Origin of the sequence: Rhizobium vallis (genome assembly GCF_003985155.1) — a bacterium.
Classification (GTDB): Bacteria; Pseudomonadota; Alphaproteobacteria; order Rhizobiales; family Rhizobiaceae; genus Rhizobium; species Rhizobium vallis.
In genome coordinates this window covers 418,924-432,991 of sequence record NZ_ML133686.1, presented here as the reverse complement: position 1 = coordinate 432,991, position 14,068 = coordinate 418,924, and the positions used below count along the sequence as shown (strand labels likewise).

Below are 14,068 nucleotides of genomic sequence, written 5' to 3'. Positions count from 1 at the left end.
GACCATGAGCGATCAAACCATCGACACGGCCGAAAAGCCTGAATTCTACCTGACGGAAGACCATCATCCCGAAGGCAGCACCAATCTCGGCTTCTGGCTCTACCTGATGAGCGACTGCCTGATCTTCGCGGTGCTGTTTGCGACGCACGGCGTGCTCGGCCGTAACTATGCCGCCGGTCCGTCGCCGGCCGATCTCTTCGATCTGCCGATCGTTGCCCTCAACACCTCGATGCTGCTCTTCTCCTCGATCACCTACGGCTTTGCCATGCTGCAGATGGAGCGGAACGCAAAGGCGGAAACGCTGTTCTGGCTCGCCGTCACCGGCCTGTTCGGCGCCGCCTTCATCGGGCTCGAACTCTATGAGTTCATCCACCTGATCCATGAAGGCGCCGGGCCGACGCGCAGCGCCTTCCTGTCTTCCTTCTTCACGCTGGTCGGCACGCACGGACTGCACGTTACCTTCGGCATTATCTGGATCATCACGCTGATGGTGCAGGTGTCGATGCACGGGTTGGTCGAGGCCAACCGCCGCCGGCTGATGTGCCTTTCAATGTTTTGGCACTTCCTCGACGTCGTCTGGATCGGCGTCTTTTCCTTCGTCTATCTGCTGGGAGTTCTCGGATGAGTTCGCAAGCACCTGCACATGAGGATGCCCACGAGGCTCATCACGGCCACAGCCACGGCCATCAGGCCGGCCATGGCACGTTCAAGAGCTATATGACGGGCTTCGTACTCTCTGTCATCCTGACCGCCATTCCCTTCTGGCTTGTGATGTCGGGCGTGATCGCCAGCCCAGCCCTGACGGCGGTGCTGGTGATGGGCCTCGGCGCGATCCAGATCGTCGTCCATATGGTCTTCTTCCTGCACATGAACCCCAGGAGCGAGGGCGGCTGGACGATGATGGCGCTGATCTTCACCATCGTCATCGTCGCAATCGCGCTCTCCGGCTCGCTCTGGGTCATGCATCATCTCAACACCAACATGATGCCGATGAGCCCCGAGATGATGAAGAACATGCCGTGACTGTAGCGAAAGGGCGGTGACAGCGCCGCCCATCGCGGATCAGCCCATGAGCGAAGTTCCCTCGGAAAAATCGGAAAGACGGCGTTCTCCGGCAACACTGGTGATCTCAGCCGCATGCCTGGCGCTGCTGGCCGCAGCACTCGCGGCGCTCGGCACCTGGCAGGTGCAACGCCTGGCCTGGAAACGCGACCTCATCGCCCGCGTCGACCAGCGTCTGCATGCGGAACCCGTACCGGCGCCGGCACGTGCCGATTGGAGCAAGGTCAATGCGGCCGACGACGAATATCGGCGGGTGACCGCAACCGGCACACTCGCGAACGATAATGAGACGCTGGTCTATGCTTCGACCGCGCTCGGCCCGGGTTACTGGGTGATGACGCCGCTGAGGCTTGCCGACGGTACATCCATCCTCGTCAATCGCGGCTTCGTGCCGACCAACCGGCGTGACCCCACCTTACGCCGCGAAGGCCAAAGGTCTGGAGCGGTCGAGATCACCGGACTGTTGCGGATGACGGAGCCGAAGGGATCCCTGCTGCAATCCAACGACCTCGCCGCCGACCGATGGTATTCGCGCGATGTCGCCGCGATCGCTGAAAAGCGCGGTGTCAGTACGGTCGCGCCCTATTTCATCGATGCGGATGCCACTCCCAACCCGGGCGGCCTGCCGATCGGCGGCCTGACCGTGGTCCATTTTCCGAACAACCATCTCGTCTATGCCGTCACCTGGTACGGACTGGCGGCGATGGCGCTGGTATTGCTGGTGCTCATTCTTCGCGGCGAGAGGAATAGCCGAGATCAGGCGAAACGCTCCCCGCGTCGCCCATCCTCATGAGACGACCCGGCTGATCGCATCGGCGAGCTGCGCCTGCGAGAAAGGCTTGCCGAGACGAGGCAGGTTTATCATGCCGGCGCCTTCCGGAAGCTCCGCGTAACCGGTTGCGAGAAGGATCGGCATCTCAGGCCATTCGTCGCGGATCGCCTGTGCCAGTTGCGCGCCCGTCATGCGCGGCATGGCGTGGTCGCAAATCACCAGGTCGACCGGCTGCCTGTGCAGGATGTCGAGAGCCTCGGAGCCCGCCATCGCCTCGAACACGGTATGGCCGAGATCCTCGAGCATCAGCGTCGTATTCATCAGGACGAGCCCGTCATCATCGACAGCGAGGACGCGCAGGCCGTCCGGCGCGATTTGCTCACGCTGCGGCAGATCGGCGGCTGTTTCCGTCGCCCGTTCGGCAACGACGACCGGGAACCACAATTCGGCGGTCGTGCCCTCGCCGGGTTTGCTCTTCAAGAAGAGGCGGCCGCCGGACTGGGTCGTCAGGCCCTGCACCATGGAAAGGCCGAGGCCGGTGCCCTTGCCGACACCCTTGGTGGTGAAGAACGGGGAGACCGCCTGCTCGAGCGTCTTTGCATCCATGCCCTCGCCTTCATCCGTCACTGCGATGCGGACGTAGCGGCCGGGCGACAGCGGGCTCTTGGCTGGAGGCGCCGATTCCTCGGAAGCGCGAAGCACGATCCGGCCGCCTGATGGCATGGCATCGCGGGCGTTGACGACGAGGTTCAGGATGGCCATCTCCAGCTGGTTCGGATCTGTCAGGATGGTCGGCAGCCTGACCGGGAAAAACGTATCGATCACGGTGAGGGGACCGAGCGATCGGCTGAGCATATCCATCATGCCGCGGACCAGGCCTGAGACGTCGATCGGCTCCACATGCAGTTCCTGCCGGCGGGAAAAGGCAAGCATGCGCTGCGTCAAGGCAGCACCCCGCTGGGCGCCCTGCATCGCGTTGTCGACCAGCGACGTCAGCGAGAGATCCTGCGGCATGCGTTTCTTCAGGATCTCGAGACTGCCGAGCACGGCCATCAGCAGATTGTTGAAATCATGAGCGATGCCGCCGGTCAATTGACCGATCGCCTCCATCTTCTGCGACTGGAAGAGTTCTTCGCGAGCTTGCTCCAGCGCCCTCTGGGTCTCCATCTTCTCGGTGATATCACGGGTGATCTTTGCAAAACCAAGCACATCGCCGTCGTCGTCGCGGATGACGTCGATGACGACGCTAGCCCAGAAACGGGTGCCGTCCTTGCGCACGCGCCACCCTTCCCGTTCGAAGCGGCCTTCGGCCCGCGCAACGGTGAGGGCTGTCTCCGGCACACCGGCTTCCCGGTCCTCTGGCGTATAGAAGGTCGAAAAATGCCGGCCGATGATCTCTTCCGGCCGGTAGCCTTTGATGCGCTCGGCGCCGAAATTCCAGCTGCTGACATTACCCTTTGGGTCGAGCATGTAGATCGCATAGTCGGAAACGCCCTGGATGAGGCGACGAAACTGCTCCTCGCTCTCGCGGATTGCGTTCTCTGCCGCCCTGCGTTCGGTCAGGTCGCGGGTGATTTTGGCAAAGCCGATGAGTTCGCCGGAAGGACGGCGGATCGGGTCGATGATCACATGAGCCCAGAAGCGGCTGCCGTCCTTGCGCTGGCGCCAGCCCTCGCCCTCGAATCGGCCGGTCTCCGCGGCCGTCGCGAGAGCCCGCTCCGGAATTCCCGCCGCACGGTCCTCTTCCAGATAGAAACGGGAAAAATGCTCACCCAGAATTTCGGAAGGCTTGTAGCCCTTGAAGCGCTGCGCGCCGGTATTCCAGCTGGTTATGATGCCTTCAGGGCTCAGCATATAGATGGCGTAGTCGGTGATGGCATCGACCAGAAGGCGAAAGCGTCCCTCTTCGGTAAGAGAGGTATCATGTCGATTCAGCACTTCCATCGGCCCCTCTTAAGCAGCAGCGCTTAATAACGCGGCGGCGGGCCGATGGTTCCGGAGCGGCCTCGCTTTTCAGACGGCCTTGACCTGTGGGTAAAACCGCTCTCCGACCCGCTCAGCGGCGGCATAGGCCTGCGTGACGATTTCGGGCACGAGATCGATATCGGGCAGGCTGCCAAGGCCGAGCGGTCCGACCGCGAAGAGCCCGGCGACAGTCGAGCCATCCTTCAGGAAGGGCTCGCCGCGCGCATTGACCGCAAGCCCGAGGGATAGCTCGTCCGGCATGGCAAGGCCGGCCGAAAGCAGGCTCTGCATCAGCGGGGCTGAAAGATCCGGCGCCTGACAGCGGCAATCGATGATGCGCTCGGCATGGATGACCTCCTCGACAGAGGAACCGGCCGGCGTGAAGAACAGACCGCTCAGCCCCTGGCGGCCGGCACGGCCGCGGCGCAGCACGGTGCGGCCTTCGGCAAGCTCGCGTTTCAGCCGCAGATGCATGGCCTCGGGCAGACGGTTGCGGTGGCTGTCGTAGATTGCCCTGAGGTGCCGGTTGAACTGATGTTTGTCGCGCGCCGGCAGCGAGCGCCAAAGCAAGCGGGCGTGTTTCCTCAGGCCGTTCATCACCGATTGCCAGCTTCGGCCCTCTTCCTCGGCCTCGCGACAGGCCTGACGGATGAAGCGCACGATATCAGGCAGGCTCTGCGGCAACGCTTCGGCCGGGAAGACCGGATCGGCGGAATTCGGCGTATGGCTCTGGGGTAGGAAGCCGCGTCTGGAAATGATCGTGATCTGGCCGGCATAACCGGAATCGCGCAGCTGCAGCAACTGATCGACTACGCGGATGCCGCTGCCGAGCAGCACCGCATGCGGCCGGGCGACGAGACGCTGGGCCCTCACCGATGAAACGTCCGGTCCGCCGGCATCCGGCTCCGTCAAACCGTAGCCGGTGGCGAGGATCACGGTATCGAAGAGCGGATTGGCGGGATTGGCGCTTTCGAGCAGGAAACGGTTGCCGTGGCTCCTGCGGATCGCCACGACGGGATCATTGCAGACCTGGACGGTGATGTCCCGGCGGGCGGCGAGCGCCTCCGAGAAGCGCTGATAGACATAGTCGCTGAAAATTTCCTTCGGCACGAAGATCTGCCGAAAACCTGGGATGGCGGCCGGTACGGCGGCACGGAAGGCGGCGTTGCTACAGAGCCAGTCATTGAAATCGTCGTTGTCGCCGAGCGAAACCGAGAGATCGCGCACGCGGGTGTTGAGGATCGTCGAGGCGCGGACCGAAGACAGCGCCTGACCGCCGCTGACCGACGAGTTCGGATCGAAAAGCTGCAGGTGGAAGGGTGCACGCACCGTCTTCATCAACGCGATCGCAGTCATCATGCCGGAAAAGCCGCGCCCGACGATCGCAATGCGCGGCACGGCCGATATCTGCGCCGCCGCATTGGCTCTCGCGGAAAAAAGTCCCTGAACCGTCATCGCAACTCCTTTGCGGGTTCATCCGCACCGTGTGTCGATCGAGGTTTCAACGCATAAAAGCCGGTCATGCGTTGTTGAGGTTTATGCAGCCATTCACAACATCTGCCGCAGCATTGGGGTCCGAACCGGTCGCCCCGCAAGGGATCTAGGGGAGCAATTCCGCTCGTCCATAGTCTATTAAACTAGTCGTGTATGAAAGCGCTAAAATCCACAGGTGGCAAGGGCTTTGTTGCGGCGGCGTAGTAAGCCGTTGGGAAGGCGGCATATTTTTCGATCTTGGGCGGCCCTCGACCAGTTCGTTACGCCGTCATTTACCGTAACGTACTTCTTCTTGCAGCCCTGTCATCCTAGGTTGCGTTGACACGAGGTCGATGGCCCAGGTCGACGGGATGTGTGGTTTTGGAGGCTTGCCATGCTTCGGAGACGAACCCTTATCGCAGCCGGCGCTGCTGTCGCGCTGTTACCCCGCATGCCGATACCAACGACCGCGCGCGCGAACGGTACGGCATCCTTGCCATCTCCTGAGGAGGCGCGCGCCATCGCCAGGGAAGCCTATATCTACGGCTTCCCCTTGGTCGACAGCTATCGCGTGCAATATTCCTATTTCGTCGACCGGAATGACCCGGAATACAAAGGCGAATGGAACACTCTCACCAACACCGCGCGGGTCTATACACCCGACGACAAGGCCATCCAGACGCCCAACTCCGACACGCCCTATTCCTCGGTCGGCGCCGACCTCAGAGCGGAACCGCTGGTGATCAGCGTGCCCGAGGTGGAGAACGGCCGGTACTATTCGATCCAGTTCGTCGACATGTACACCTTCAATTTTGCCTATGTCGGCAGCCGTGCTACGGGAAACAGTTCCGGCACGTTCCTGCTCGCCGGCCCCAACTGGAAGGGGAAGCCTCCCTCCGGCGTCAGTGCCGTGGTCCGTTCGGAGACGGAATTGGCATTCCTGCTTTTCCGCACACAGCTCTTCGATCCCGCCGATATCGACAACGTCAAGAAGATACAGGCGGGATACCGTGTCGAGCCTCTATCGGCATTTCTCGGCCAGCCTGCCCCCGCCGCGCCGGCCAAAATCGATTTCATCAAGCCGCTGAGCGTCGACGAAGAACGCACGTCGCCACAATTCTTCAGCCTGCTCGACTTCATCTTGCAATTCTGCCCGGTCAACCCCTTGGAAACGGAGATGATGGCCCGCTTCGCCAAATTGGGCATCGGCGCCGGCAAGACCTTCGATCCGCAGGCCCTGCCGCCGGAACTGCTGGAAGCCGTCGAGGCCGGCATGGCGGACGCCTGGGCAGCCTTCAAAGAGCATAAGGAAACTGAACTCGACACCGGCAAGCGTTCAAGCGCCGACAGTTTCGGCACACGCGCCTTCCTGAACGGCAATTATCTCGACCGGATGTCGGGTGCCGTGCTTGGGATTTACGGGAATTCGAAGGAAGAGGCGATCTATCCCGTATATTTCATCGACTCCAAAGGCGAGAGCATCGACGGCGCCGGTCATCGATATAGGATCCGCTTTGCGCAGGATGCGCTACCGCCTGTCAACGCCTTCTGGTCGCTTACCCTTTACGAGCTTCCGTCCAGTCTGCTGAGCGCCAACTCGCTGCATCGCTACCTCATCAATTCGCCGATGCTCCCGGATCTCAAGCGGGATGCCGATGGCGGCATCACACTCGAGATCCAGCACGAGATGCCCGCCGCAGACAGGCAAGCCAACTGGCTGCCGGCACCCGCCGGGCCTTTTTTTCTTGTCATGCGGCTCTATTGGCCCAAGGCCGAAGCTCTCGACGGGAGATGGAAAGCTCCTGCGCTCGAACGCGTGAACTGACAAGGGAGGAGATCGACATGACAGGCAGACTCGTCACCGCAGCCACCGTGCTGGCATTGGTCTCAGGCACTGTTGCACTCGCCCAGCAAGCCGTCCCCGTGACGCCGGACAACTTCCCCCGTGCCGAATCCGACCTTTATTTCGGTAACATCGTCAAGGACGACGGCTTCGGAAAATTCAAGCATCATCGCGAGCTGAGCCCGATCGACAATCAACTCGTCATCAGGACGAACCGGGACACGCTCTACTCGGCAGCGCTCTTCGATCTCGATGCGGGGCCGGTGACGATCACCTTGCCCGATGCGAGCAAACGATTCATGTCCATGCAGCTCATCGACGAGGACCAGTACACCCCTGAGGTTATCTACAAGCCTGGAAACTATACTCTGTCCAAGGAGAAGATCGGCACGCGCTACGTGTTGGCAGCGGTCAGGACGCTCGTTGATCCCAACGACCCCGACGATATCAAGCAGGTGCACGCCCTGCAGGACGCGATCAAAGTAGAGCAGAAGGTACCCGGCAGGTTCGAAGTTCCCAATTGGGATCCGGAGAGCCAGAAGAAGGTGAGAGCGGCGTTGATCGAGCTTGCCGCGACGCTGCCTGATACCAACGGGATGTTCGGCAGGAAGGACGAGGTCGATCCCGTCCGCCGCCTGATCGGTTCGGCCTACGCCTGGGGCGGCAATCCACAGAAGGATGCGACCTATCTCACCGTCACGCCGGAGAAGAATGACGGCAAGACCGTCTATACGCTCGATGTCGGAGAGGTGCCGGTCGAGGGGTTCTGGTCGATCAGCGTCTACAACGCGAAGGGCTATTACGAGGCAAATACGTTGAACGCCTACACACTGAACAACCTCACCGCCCGCAAGGATGCCGACGGAACGGTGAAAATCCAGTTCGGAGGCTGCGACGGCAAGACCGTCAACTGCCTCCCAATCACCAACGGCTGGAACTACACGGTGCGCCTCTATCGTCCTTCCGCCGCCATTCTCGATGGGAAATGGACTTTTCCAAAAGCCATGCCGGCTGGTTGACGACCACTTGGGAAGATCAGCTCTTTCAGCCGCATCGTTTGCTTCTGCGGCGGTTCTTTGAAGGATTACCGATCGCAACCCTGCGTGCGCCGATCGCTCCCATCAGGATGCGAGGAGACCTCACGTAAAAATAACCAGTTGGTGAATTGTTTACTTGAACCCCCTGGTCGAATCGGCAAAAGTGACGGTGCTATCAATCCCTTCATGGATTTGCCGTCTTTTCGGGCCAGCGTCCGAGCACCACATCTATTGGAAAAAATACCGTGAGCAGCGAAGCGTTAACACGCGCGACGAAGCCTTCGGCTTCGATGGCGCTTGCAACTGCGGCAGGCTGGGGCCAAGGCCTCTACACACTGGTGCGCATCACCGTGATGGCCTTCCGACACCCATGGCAGGCGGGCCTTGCCATCGGCGCCACCCTGATCGCCTCCACCTTCCAGCTTCTGATCCCCCGCCTTCTCGGCCAGGCCGTCGACCACACCCAGGTGGCGCTTCACGGCGGCACGATCGGGCAGCAGGCGCAGGACGCGCTGCTGACGACTGCGCTGCTTCTGCTCGGCGCCAGCGTGCTTCGCGGCATCTTCACCATGGTGCAGAACTACTTCAGCGAATCCGTCGGCCACCACATGGGCTACGAGCTGCGGCTGGCCTGCTACGAGAAGATCCAGCGCCTCTCCTTCAGCTTTCATGACACCGTGCATTCCGGCGACCTGATCACCGTCGGCCTGCTCGACCTGGAAGGCGTGCGCATGTATTTCTCGACGGCTCTCGTGCGCGTCTTCCTGCTTTCCATGCTGATCGGCATCGGCGCCTACATGCTGCTTTCGACCGACGTCGTGCTCGGCCTGCTGGCGCTCTCCTTCGTGCCTTTCGTCGGCTGGCGCTCATCCGTCACCCAGCTTCGCCTGCGCGCCACCTGGCTGGATCTTCAACAGCGGCTTTCAGTGCTTACCCGTATCATGGAAGAAAACCTCGGCGGCATCCGTGTCGTGCGCGCCTTCGCGGCGCAGGAGCACGAGCTCTCGAAATTCGAGAAAGCGTCGAAGAACGCTTTGGAGCTCGCCCATCAGCGCGTCGGCATCCGCGTCGTCAATACCAGCGCCATGACCTTCTCCTTCTTCGTCGCCATGGGCCTGGTGCTGTGGGTCGGCGGAGGCAAGGTCATGTCCGGCGAGATCACCGTCGGCACGCTCGCCTCCTTCCTCACCTTCATGACCATCCTGCAGATGCCGGTGCGTCAGCTCGGCCTGATGGTCAATGCCTTTGCCCGCGCCTCGACCTGCGGCACGCGCCTCTTCGAGTTGCTGGATCTCGAAATTGCCGTGCGCGATGCGCCTGATGCCAAGGAATTGAAAGTGACGGACGGCACGCTGCGCTTCGAGAATGTCAGCTTCGCCTATCCGAGCGCGCCCATGCAGCCGGTGTTGCACGACGTCAGCTTCGAGGCCAAGCGCGGCGAAACGATCGGCATCGTCGGCCCGCCCGGCAGTGGCAAGACGACGCTCGCACATCTGATCCCTCGCTTCTACGACACGACCGGCGGCAAGATCACCATCGACGGGCAGGATATTCGCAAGGCGACGCTGCAGTCACTGCGCCGCTCGGTCGCCGTCGTGCAACAGGATTCCTTCCTCTTCACGACGACGATTGAAAACAACATCGCCTACGGCGATCCCTGGGCGAAGGAAGGCCGCATCGAACGCGCCAGCGAAAGCGCGCAGCTCCATAACTACGTGCTCGGGCTGCCCACAGGCTACGGCACGGTCGTCGGCGAACGCGGCGTATCGCTTTCCGGCGGCCAGCGGCAGAGGCTGTCGATCGCCCGCGCGCTCATGCTGAAGCCGGCCGTGATGGTGTTCGACGATTCGACGGCGGCGATCGACGCTGCCACCGAGCAGCGCATCCGCAGCGCCATGCGCCGTTATGCCGCCGATCGGGTGACGATCATCGTCGCCCACCGCCTGAGCTCGCTGATGCATGCCGACAAGATCTTCTTCATCGAGGACGGCCGCATCGTCGAACAGGGCACACATGACGAGCTGCTTTTGCTCGGCGGACGATACAAGGCGCTTTACGATTTGCAGGTGCGACCGGGCGACGACGCTTTGAGCGCGTGAGAAACCGGCGCTGGAGGAATTGAGATGGCCGAGGAACTGGAAACCGAGCGTGCTGATGTTCGCGAGGATGGCAGGCGTCCGCCACGGGCGGTCGTCGGCTCGCAGCGCGTGGAAGAGGAGATCTTCGGCAAGGTCTTCGATTCCAACATCGTCAAGCGCATCTGGGCCTATGTGCATCCCTATCGCCGCGATGTCCTCCTGTCAGTCATTTCGGTGCTTGTTTTCACCAGCATGCAGCTCCTCATCCCGCTGATCATCCGCTACGCGATCGACCACGGCATGCAGCCCGGCGGCAGTCATTCGGCGCTGACCTTGGCGATCGTCGCCTTCCTCATCGCCATTCTCATCAACTATGGCGCCAGCTATTGGCAGGAAATGCTGGTCGGCGGCGTCGCGGAAAACGTGCTCTTCGATATCCGCAAGGCGATGTTCTCGCATCTCCAGCGCGTGTCGCTCTCCTTCATGGACAAAACCGAGGTCGGTCGGCTGATGTCGCGCCTGCAGGGCGACGTCAACTCGATGCAGGAATTTCTCGAAACTTGCGTACTGTCGGTCGGCGATATCTTCCTGCTCTTCGGCATCGTCTTCGTGATGCTCTATCTCGATTTCAAGCTCGGTCTGCTGACCCTTTCCGTGCTGCCGGTGCTCTTTGTCGTGCGCCTGTTCTGGCTGCCGCTGGCGCGCAAATCCTTCATGGCCGCGCATGAGACGAATTCGGTTGCGAACGGCGCGCTTGCCGAAGCAATCCATGGTGTTCGCGCCGTCCAGAGCATGGATCGGCAGGACGTCAACTTCATGCTCTATGACGACAAGGCGCGTGCCAATCTGCTGACGCACCTCACGGCGGCGCGTTATGCCCAGATCATGGTGCCGATCGTCGATTCGCTGACCGGTATCGCCATGGCGCTCGTCATCGTCGTCGGTGGCGCGCGCGTCCTGAACCAGGCGCTCGACGTCGGCGTGCTCGTCGCCTTCCTCTTCTACATCCAGCGCTTCTTCGACCCGATCCGTTCGCTGACCCTGCAATATTCGGTCATGCAACGCGCCATGGCATCTGGCCAGCGTCTGACCGATGTGCTCGACGTGCCGGTCGACATCAAGGATGCGCCCGACGCCAAGGTGCTGTCGGCCGAGATGGACGGCTCGGTGCAATTCCGCGATGTCGTTTTCGGCTACAATCCCAAGCATCCGGTGTTGAAACATGTGAGCTTCAAGGTAAACCCGGGCGAGACGGTCGCTCTCGTCGGCCCGACGGGATCGGGCAAGTCGAGCTGCATGTCGCTGATCCACCGCTTCTATGAGGTGCAGCAGGGGCAGGTGCTGGTCGGCGGGCATGACGTACGGGAGCTGACACAGGACTCACTCGGCCAGCAGATCGCCATGGTGCTGCAGGAGCCTTTTCTGTTCACCGGCACCGTCTTCGAAAATATCCGCTACCACAAGTCGGAAGCCACCCGCGAACAGGTGATCGAAGCCGCCAAGGCTGTCGGCGCACACGACTTCATCATGCGCCTGCCGGAAGGCTATGACGGCATGCTCGGCGAGCGCGGCGGCAATCTTTCGCTCGGCCAGCGCCAGCTCCTCTCCTTCGCCCGCGCGCTGGTGGCCGACGCCAAGATCCTCGTGCTCGACGAGGCGACGGCCAATATCGACAGCTATACCGAGATGCTGATCCAGAAGGCGCTGGTGAAGCTGCTCGAAAACCGTACCGGCCTCGTCATCGCCCACCGTCTGGCGACGATCCGCGAAGCCGACCGCATCATCGTGCTGCAGAATGGGGAGATCGTCGAGAGCGGCAACCACCAGCAGTTGATGAAGAACGGCAAGCTCTATTCGAAGCTTTATAACCTCAACTACGCATCCTTCGACGACATTCCCGAGGAGGTGCTGGAAGAAACGACCGCGACCGAATCGGCCACCTGATCCCGGATATCGGCGCAGCGACGTCGCTACGGGCCTTCGGTACGAAGCGCAAAAAACCGATGTCTGTTGCGTCGTTTTATGTATTTTTGGCAACAGCGGCGGTCGATTTGCCTTAAAAGGCGCAAAATTTGAACGAACAAACGCCGTGCTGCGGCATTTCTCCTCTATAGGGGGTGAGGTGCCAGCCACTGAGGAGAATGTTATGAAGAGAATTATTAGCAGCCTGTTGATCGCGACGGCCCTTGTTGGATCGGCCATTCAGCCCGCTGCCGCGCGTGACCATCATCACCACAACAATACCGGCCGCATCATCGCTGGCGGGGTTGCTGCAGGTGTTGTCGGCGGCCTGATTGGAGGCGCCCTCGTCAATAACGGCCCTCGCTACGTCGACGGCCCCCGTTATGTTGATGGTCCGCGCTATGTCGAACCCGCGCCGAGATGCTGGTATGAGGACCGCGACGTCCGCAACCGCTATGACGGCGGTTATCATACCGAAACGGTACGCGTCTGCGAGTAACCGGTCAGAAGACCCTCACTCGTTTCGCGGCTGACTTTCGCCCCCAAACCGAGGTTGCCTGCGGCAGCCTCGGTTCTCCCTCGCAATGAGAATTGCCCGCACCTGGTGTCAACTGACTGCCATCGCTCCTTTATACGGTTGGAGCCGGCGGAATTGCCAAATCGTGCCAATCACCGTTCTTCAGTGCTTGTTCCGTTGCGCTTTTCATGCTGATCGTCGAGCATTCCTGAAGGCAGGCATCTGCCGCGCAATGGAGCATTGAGGGAAAGCCGATGAATGATGGTCCGGTGAAGAACGGCAAGCCTTCGAAAAAGGAGCGCATGCGCTTCGTCAGCGCCGAGCAGGTGGCGCAATTGGCGGGCGTTTCGCGCTCCGCCGTTTCGCGCACCTTCACACCGGGCGCAAGCGTTGCCCCGGCGACGCGCGAAAAGGTGCTGCGGGCGGCCCAAGAACTCGGCTACCACGTCAACGACCTGGCGCGCGGCGTGCTTGCCAACCAGAGCCGCCTTGTCGGTATCGTCGCCACCCGGCCGGAAGTGGGTTTTCGCGCCCATCTGGCGGCCGCACTTGCCAAATCGCTGATCCGGCGCGGCAGCATTCCGATCCTCATCAACACCGGCCAGACGGAAGACGAACTGCTCGCCGCCCAGAAGATGCTGATCGGCCACCGTGCCGAGGCGATCATCATCCTGTCCGGCTCGCCTCCGGCGAGTTTCCTCGAGCTTGCGCAGCGAAACGGTCAGCCGCTCGTCGTCATCGGCCGCTCGGAGCCCGACGCCGACCATGTGCGCGCCGGCAACTCCGAAGCCTCGCGCAAGGCCGCAACCGCCTTTTACGAGAGCGGCAGACGGCGCCTGGCGGTCATCGGCTCCAACTCGGGAACGCCAGCTATCGTCGAGCGCGAAAACGCCTTCCTTTCGACGGCCGAGTCGCTCGGCGCATCCGTTATCGTCGCACGCGGCGGAGATTCCGATTATGAGGGCGGCGTCACCGCCGGACGCGCACTCTTGTCGGAGAGAATAAAGCCCGACGCCATCTTCTGCGCCAACGACCTGATCGCCTTCGGACTGATGGACGTCGCGCGCCAGGAAGCGCGGCTGCGCATCCCCGAGGATGTCGCCGTCATCGGCTTCGACGACGTTCCGGAATCCTCCTGGCTGAGCTATCAGTTGACCACCTTCCGCCAGGATCCGATGACCATGGCCCAACGCGCCGTCGAGCTGATGGAGCGGCGCCTTGAAAATCCGGACGCGCCTGCGGGTTACGAACGCGTTATTCCGGAACTCATTATCCGCCAGAGCTTCAAACCGTAACCCCCTCCCCGGCTTTTCGCGGACGCAAACCTGTGGCAAGAAGGAGCAGATGCGATCCGATAGG

Annotated in this window: 11 protein-coding genes; 9 read left to right on the top strand and 2 right to left on the bottom strand. The window is 61.6% G+C overall.

Going from position 1 to position 14,068, the window contains the following annotated elements; genetic code table 11:
* Window positions 1–4: 4 nt before the first annotated feature.
* The 3 genes from cyoC to EFQ99_RS02110 are packed head-to-tail and all read left to right on the top strand — an operon-like array spanning window position 5 to window position 1,855.
* The gene (cyoC, locus tag EFQ99_RS02120) at window positions 5–625 is read left to right on the top strand and encodes a cytochrome o ubiquinol oxidase subunit III (RefSeq protein WP_126919005.1); all 621 of its coding nucleotides are present in this window, start codon (window positions 5–7) and stop codon (window positions 623–625) included.
* On the top strand, window positions 622–1,023 hold the full coding sequence (gene cyoD, locus EFQ99_RS02115) for a cytochrome o ubiquinol oxidase subunit IV (RefSeq protein WP_126919004.1): 402 nt from the start codon (window positions 622–624) through the stop codon (window positions 1,021–1,023). The genes cyoC and cyoD overlap by 4 nt, the downstream gene beginning before the upstream one ends.
* 46 nt (window positions 1,024–1,069) lie before the next feature.
* Complete coding sequence (locus EFQ99_RS02110) at window positions 1,070–1,855, top strand: SURF1 family protein (RefSeq protein WP_126919003.1); 786 nt, start codon at window positions 1,070–1,072, stop codon at window positions 1,853–1,855.
* Here EFQ99_RS02110 and EFQ99_RS02105 read toward each other — a convergent pair.
* Together EFQ99_RS02105 and EFQ99_RS02100 are read right to left on the bottom strand one after the other, a co-directional pair.
* A complete protein-coding gene (locus tag EFQ99_RS02105; RefSeq protein WP_126919002.1) occupies window positions 1,850–3,778 on the bottom strand; it encodes a hybrid sensor histidine kinase/response regulator in 1,929 nt (642 codons plus the stop codon). The genes EFQ99_RS02110 and EFQ99_RS02105 overlap by 6 nt on opposite strands.
* 69 nt (window positions 3,779–3,847) lie before the next feature.
* The gene (locus EFQ99_RS02100) at window positions 3,848–5,254 is read right to left on the bottom strand and encodes an FAD/NAD(P)-binding protein (protein WP_126919001.1); all 1,407 of its coding nucleotides are present in this window, start codon (window positions 5,252–5,254) and stop codon (window positions 3,848–3,850) included.
* Window positions 5,255–5,723: 469 nt separating this feature from the next.
* Between EFQ99_RS02100 and EFQ99_RS02095 the strand changes: the two genes are divergently transcribed.
* The 6 genes from EFQ99_RS02095 to EFQ99_RS02070 all read left to right on the top strand — a co-directional run bounded on the left by EFQ99_RS02095 (window position 5,724) and on the right by EFQ99_RS02070 (window position 14,004).
* Complete coding sequence (locus EFQ99_RS02095; RefSeq protein WP_245441435.1) at window positions 5,724–7,097, top strand: DUF1254 domain-containing protein; 1,374 nt, start codon at window positions 5,724–5,726, stop codon at window positions 7,095–7,097.
* A gap of 17 nt (window positions 7,098–7,114) precedes the next feature.
* Window positions 7,115–8,134, top strand: coding sequence for a DUF1254 domain-containing protein (locus tag EFQ99_RS02090; protein ID WP_126918999.1), 1,020 nt, complete (start codon window positions 7,115–7,117; stop codon window positions 8,132–8,134).
* Window positions 8,135–8,442: 308 nt separating this feature from the next.
* A complete protein-coding gene (locus EFQ99_RS02085) occupies window positions 8,443–10,251 on the top strand; it encodes an ABC transporter ATP-binding protein (RefSeq protein ID WP_126919574.1) in 1,809 nt (602 codons plus the stop codon).
* Between the two features lie 24 nt (window positions 10,252–10,275).
* Entirely contained in the window at window positions 10,276–12,174 is a 1,899-nt protein-coding gene (locus EFQ99_RS02080) for an ABC transporter ATP-binding protein (RefSeq protein ID WP_126918998.1), read from the top strand.
* A 202-nt stretch (window positions 12,175–12,376) separates the two neighbouring features.
* A complete protein-coding gene (locus EFQ99_RS02075) occupies window positions 12,377–12,691 on the top strand; it encodes a hypothetical protein (RefSeq protein WP_126918997.1) in 315 nt (104 codons plus the stop codon).
* 272 nt (window positions 12,692–12,963) lie between these two features.
* On the top strand, window positions 12,964–14,004 hold the full coding sequence (locus EFQ99_RS02070) for a LacI family DNA-binding transcriptional regulator (RefSeq protein ID WP_126918996.1): 1,041 nt from the start codon (window positions 12,964–12,966) through the stop codon (window positions 14,002–14,004).
* Window positions 14,005–14,068: the final 64 nt, after the last annotated feature.

Excerpts from the sequence above, each read along its gene's own strand:
- EFQ99_RS02075 (WP_126918997.1), top strand. The coding sequence starts at position 12,377 with ATGAAGAGAATTATTAGCAGCCTGTTGATCGCGACGGCCCTTGTTGGA.
- cyoC (WP_126919005.1), top strand. The coding sequence starts at position 5 with ATGAGCGATCAAACCATCGACACGGCCGAAAAGCCTGAATTCTACCTG.
- EFQ99_RS02100 (WP_126919001.1), bottom strand. The coding sequence starts at position 5,254 with ATGACGGTTCAGGGACTTTTTTCCGCGAGAGCCAATGCGGCGGCGCAG.
- EFQ99_RS02090 (WP_126918999.1), top strand. The coding sequence starts at position 7,115 with ATGACAGGCAGACTCGTCACCGCAGCCACCGTGCTGGCATTGGTCTCA.
- EFQ99_RS02095 (WP_245441435.1), top strand. The coding sequence starts at position 5,724 with ATGCCGATACCAACGACCGCGCGCGCGAACGGTACGGCATCCTTGCCA.
- EFQ99_RS02080 (WP_126918998.1), top strand. The coding sequence starts at position 10,276 with ATGGCCGAGGAACTGGAAACCGAGCGTGCTGATGTTCGCGAGGATGGC.
- cyoD (WP_126919004.1), top strand. The coding sequence starts at position 622 with ATGAGTTCGCAAGCACCTGCACATGAGGATGCCCACGAGGCTCATCAC.
- EFQ99_RS02070 (WP_126918996.1), top strand. The coding sequence starts at position 12,964 with ATGAATGATGGTCCGGTGAAGAACGGCAAGCCTTCGAAAAAGGAGCGC.
- EFQ99_RS02110 (WP_126919003.1), top strand. The coding sequence starts at position 1,070 with ATGAGCGAAGTTCCCTCGGAAAAATCGGAAAGACGGCGTTCTCCGGCA.
- EFQ99_RS02085 (WP_126919574.1), top strand. The coding sequence starts at position 8,443 with ATGGCGCTTGCAACTGCGGCAGGCTGGGGCCAAGGCCTCTACACACTG.
- EFQ99_RS02105 (WP_126919002.1), bottom strand. The coding sequence starts at position 3,778 with ATGGAAGTGCTGAATCGACATGATACCTCTCTTACCGAAGAGGGACGC.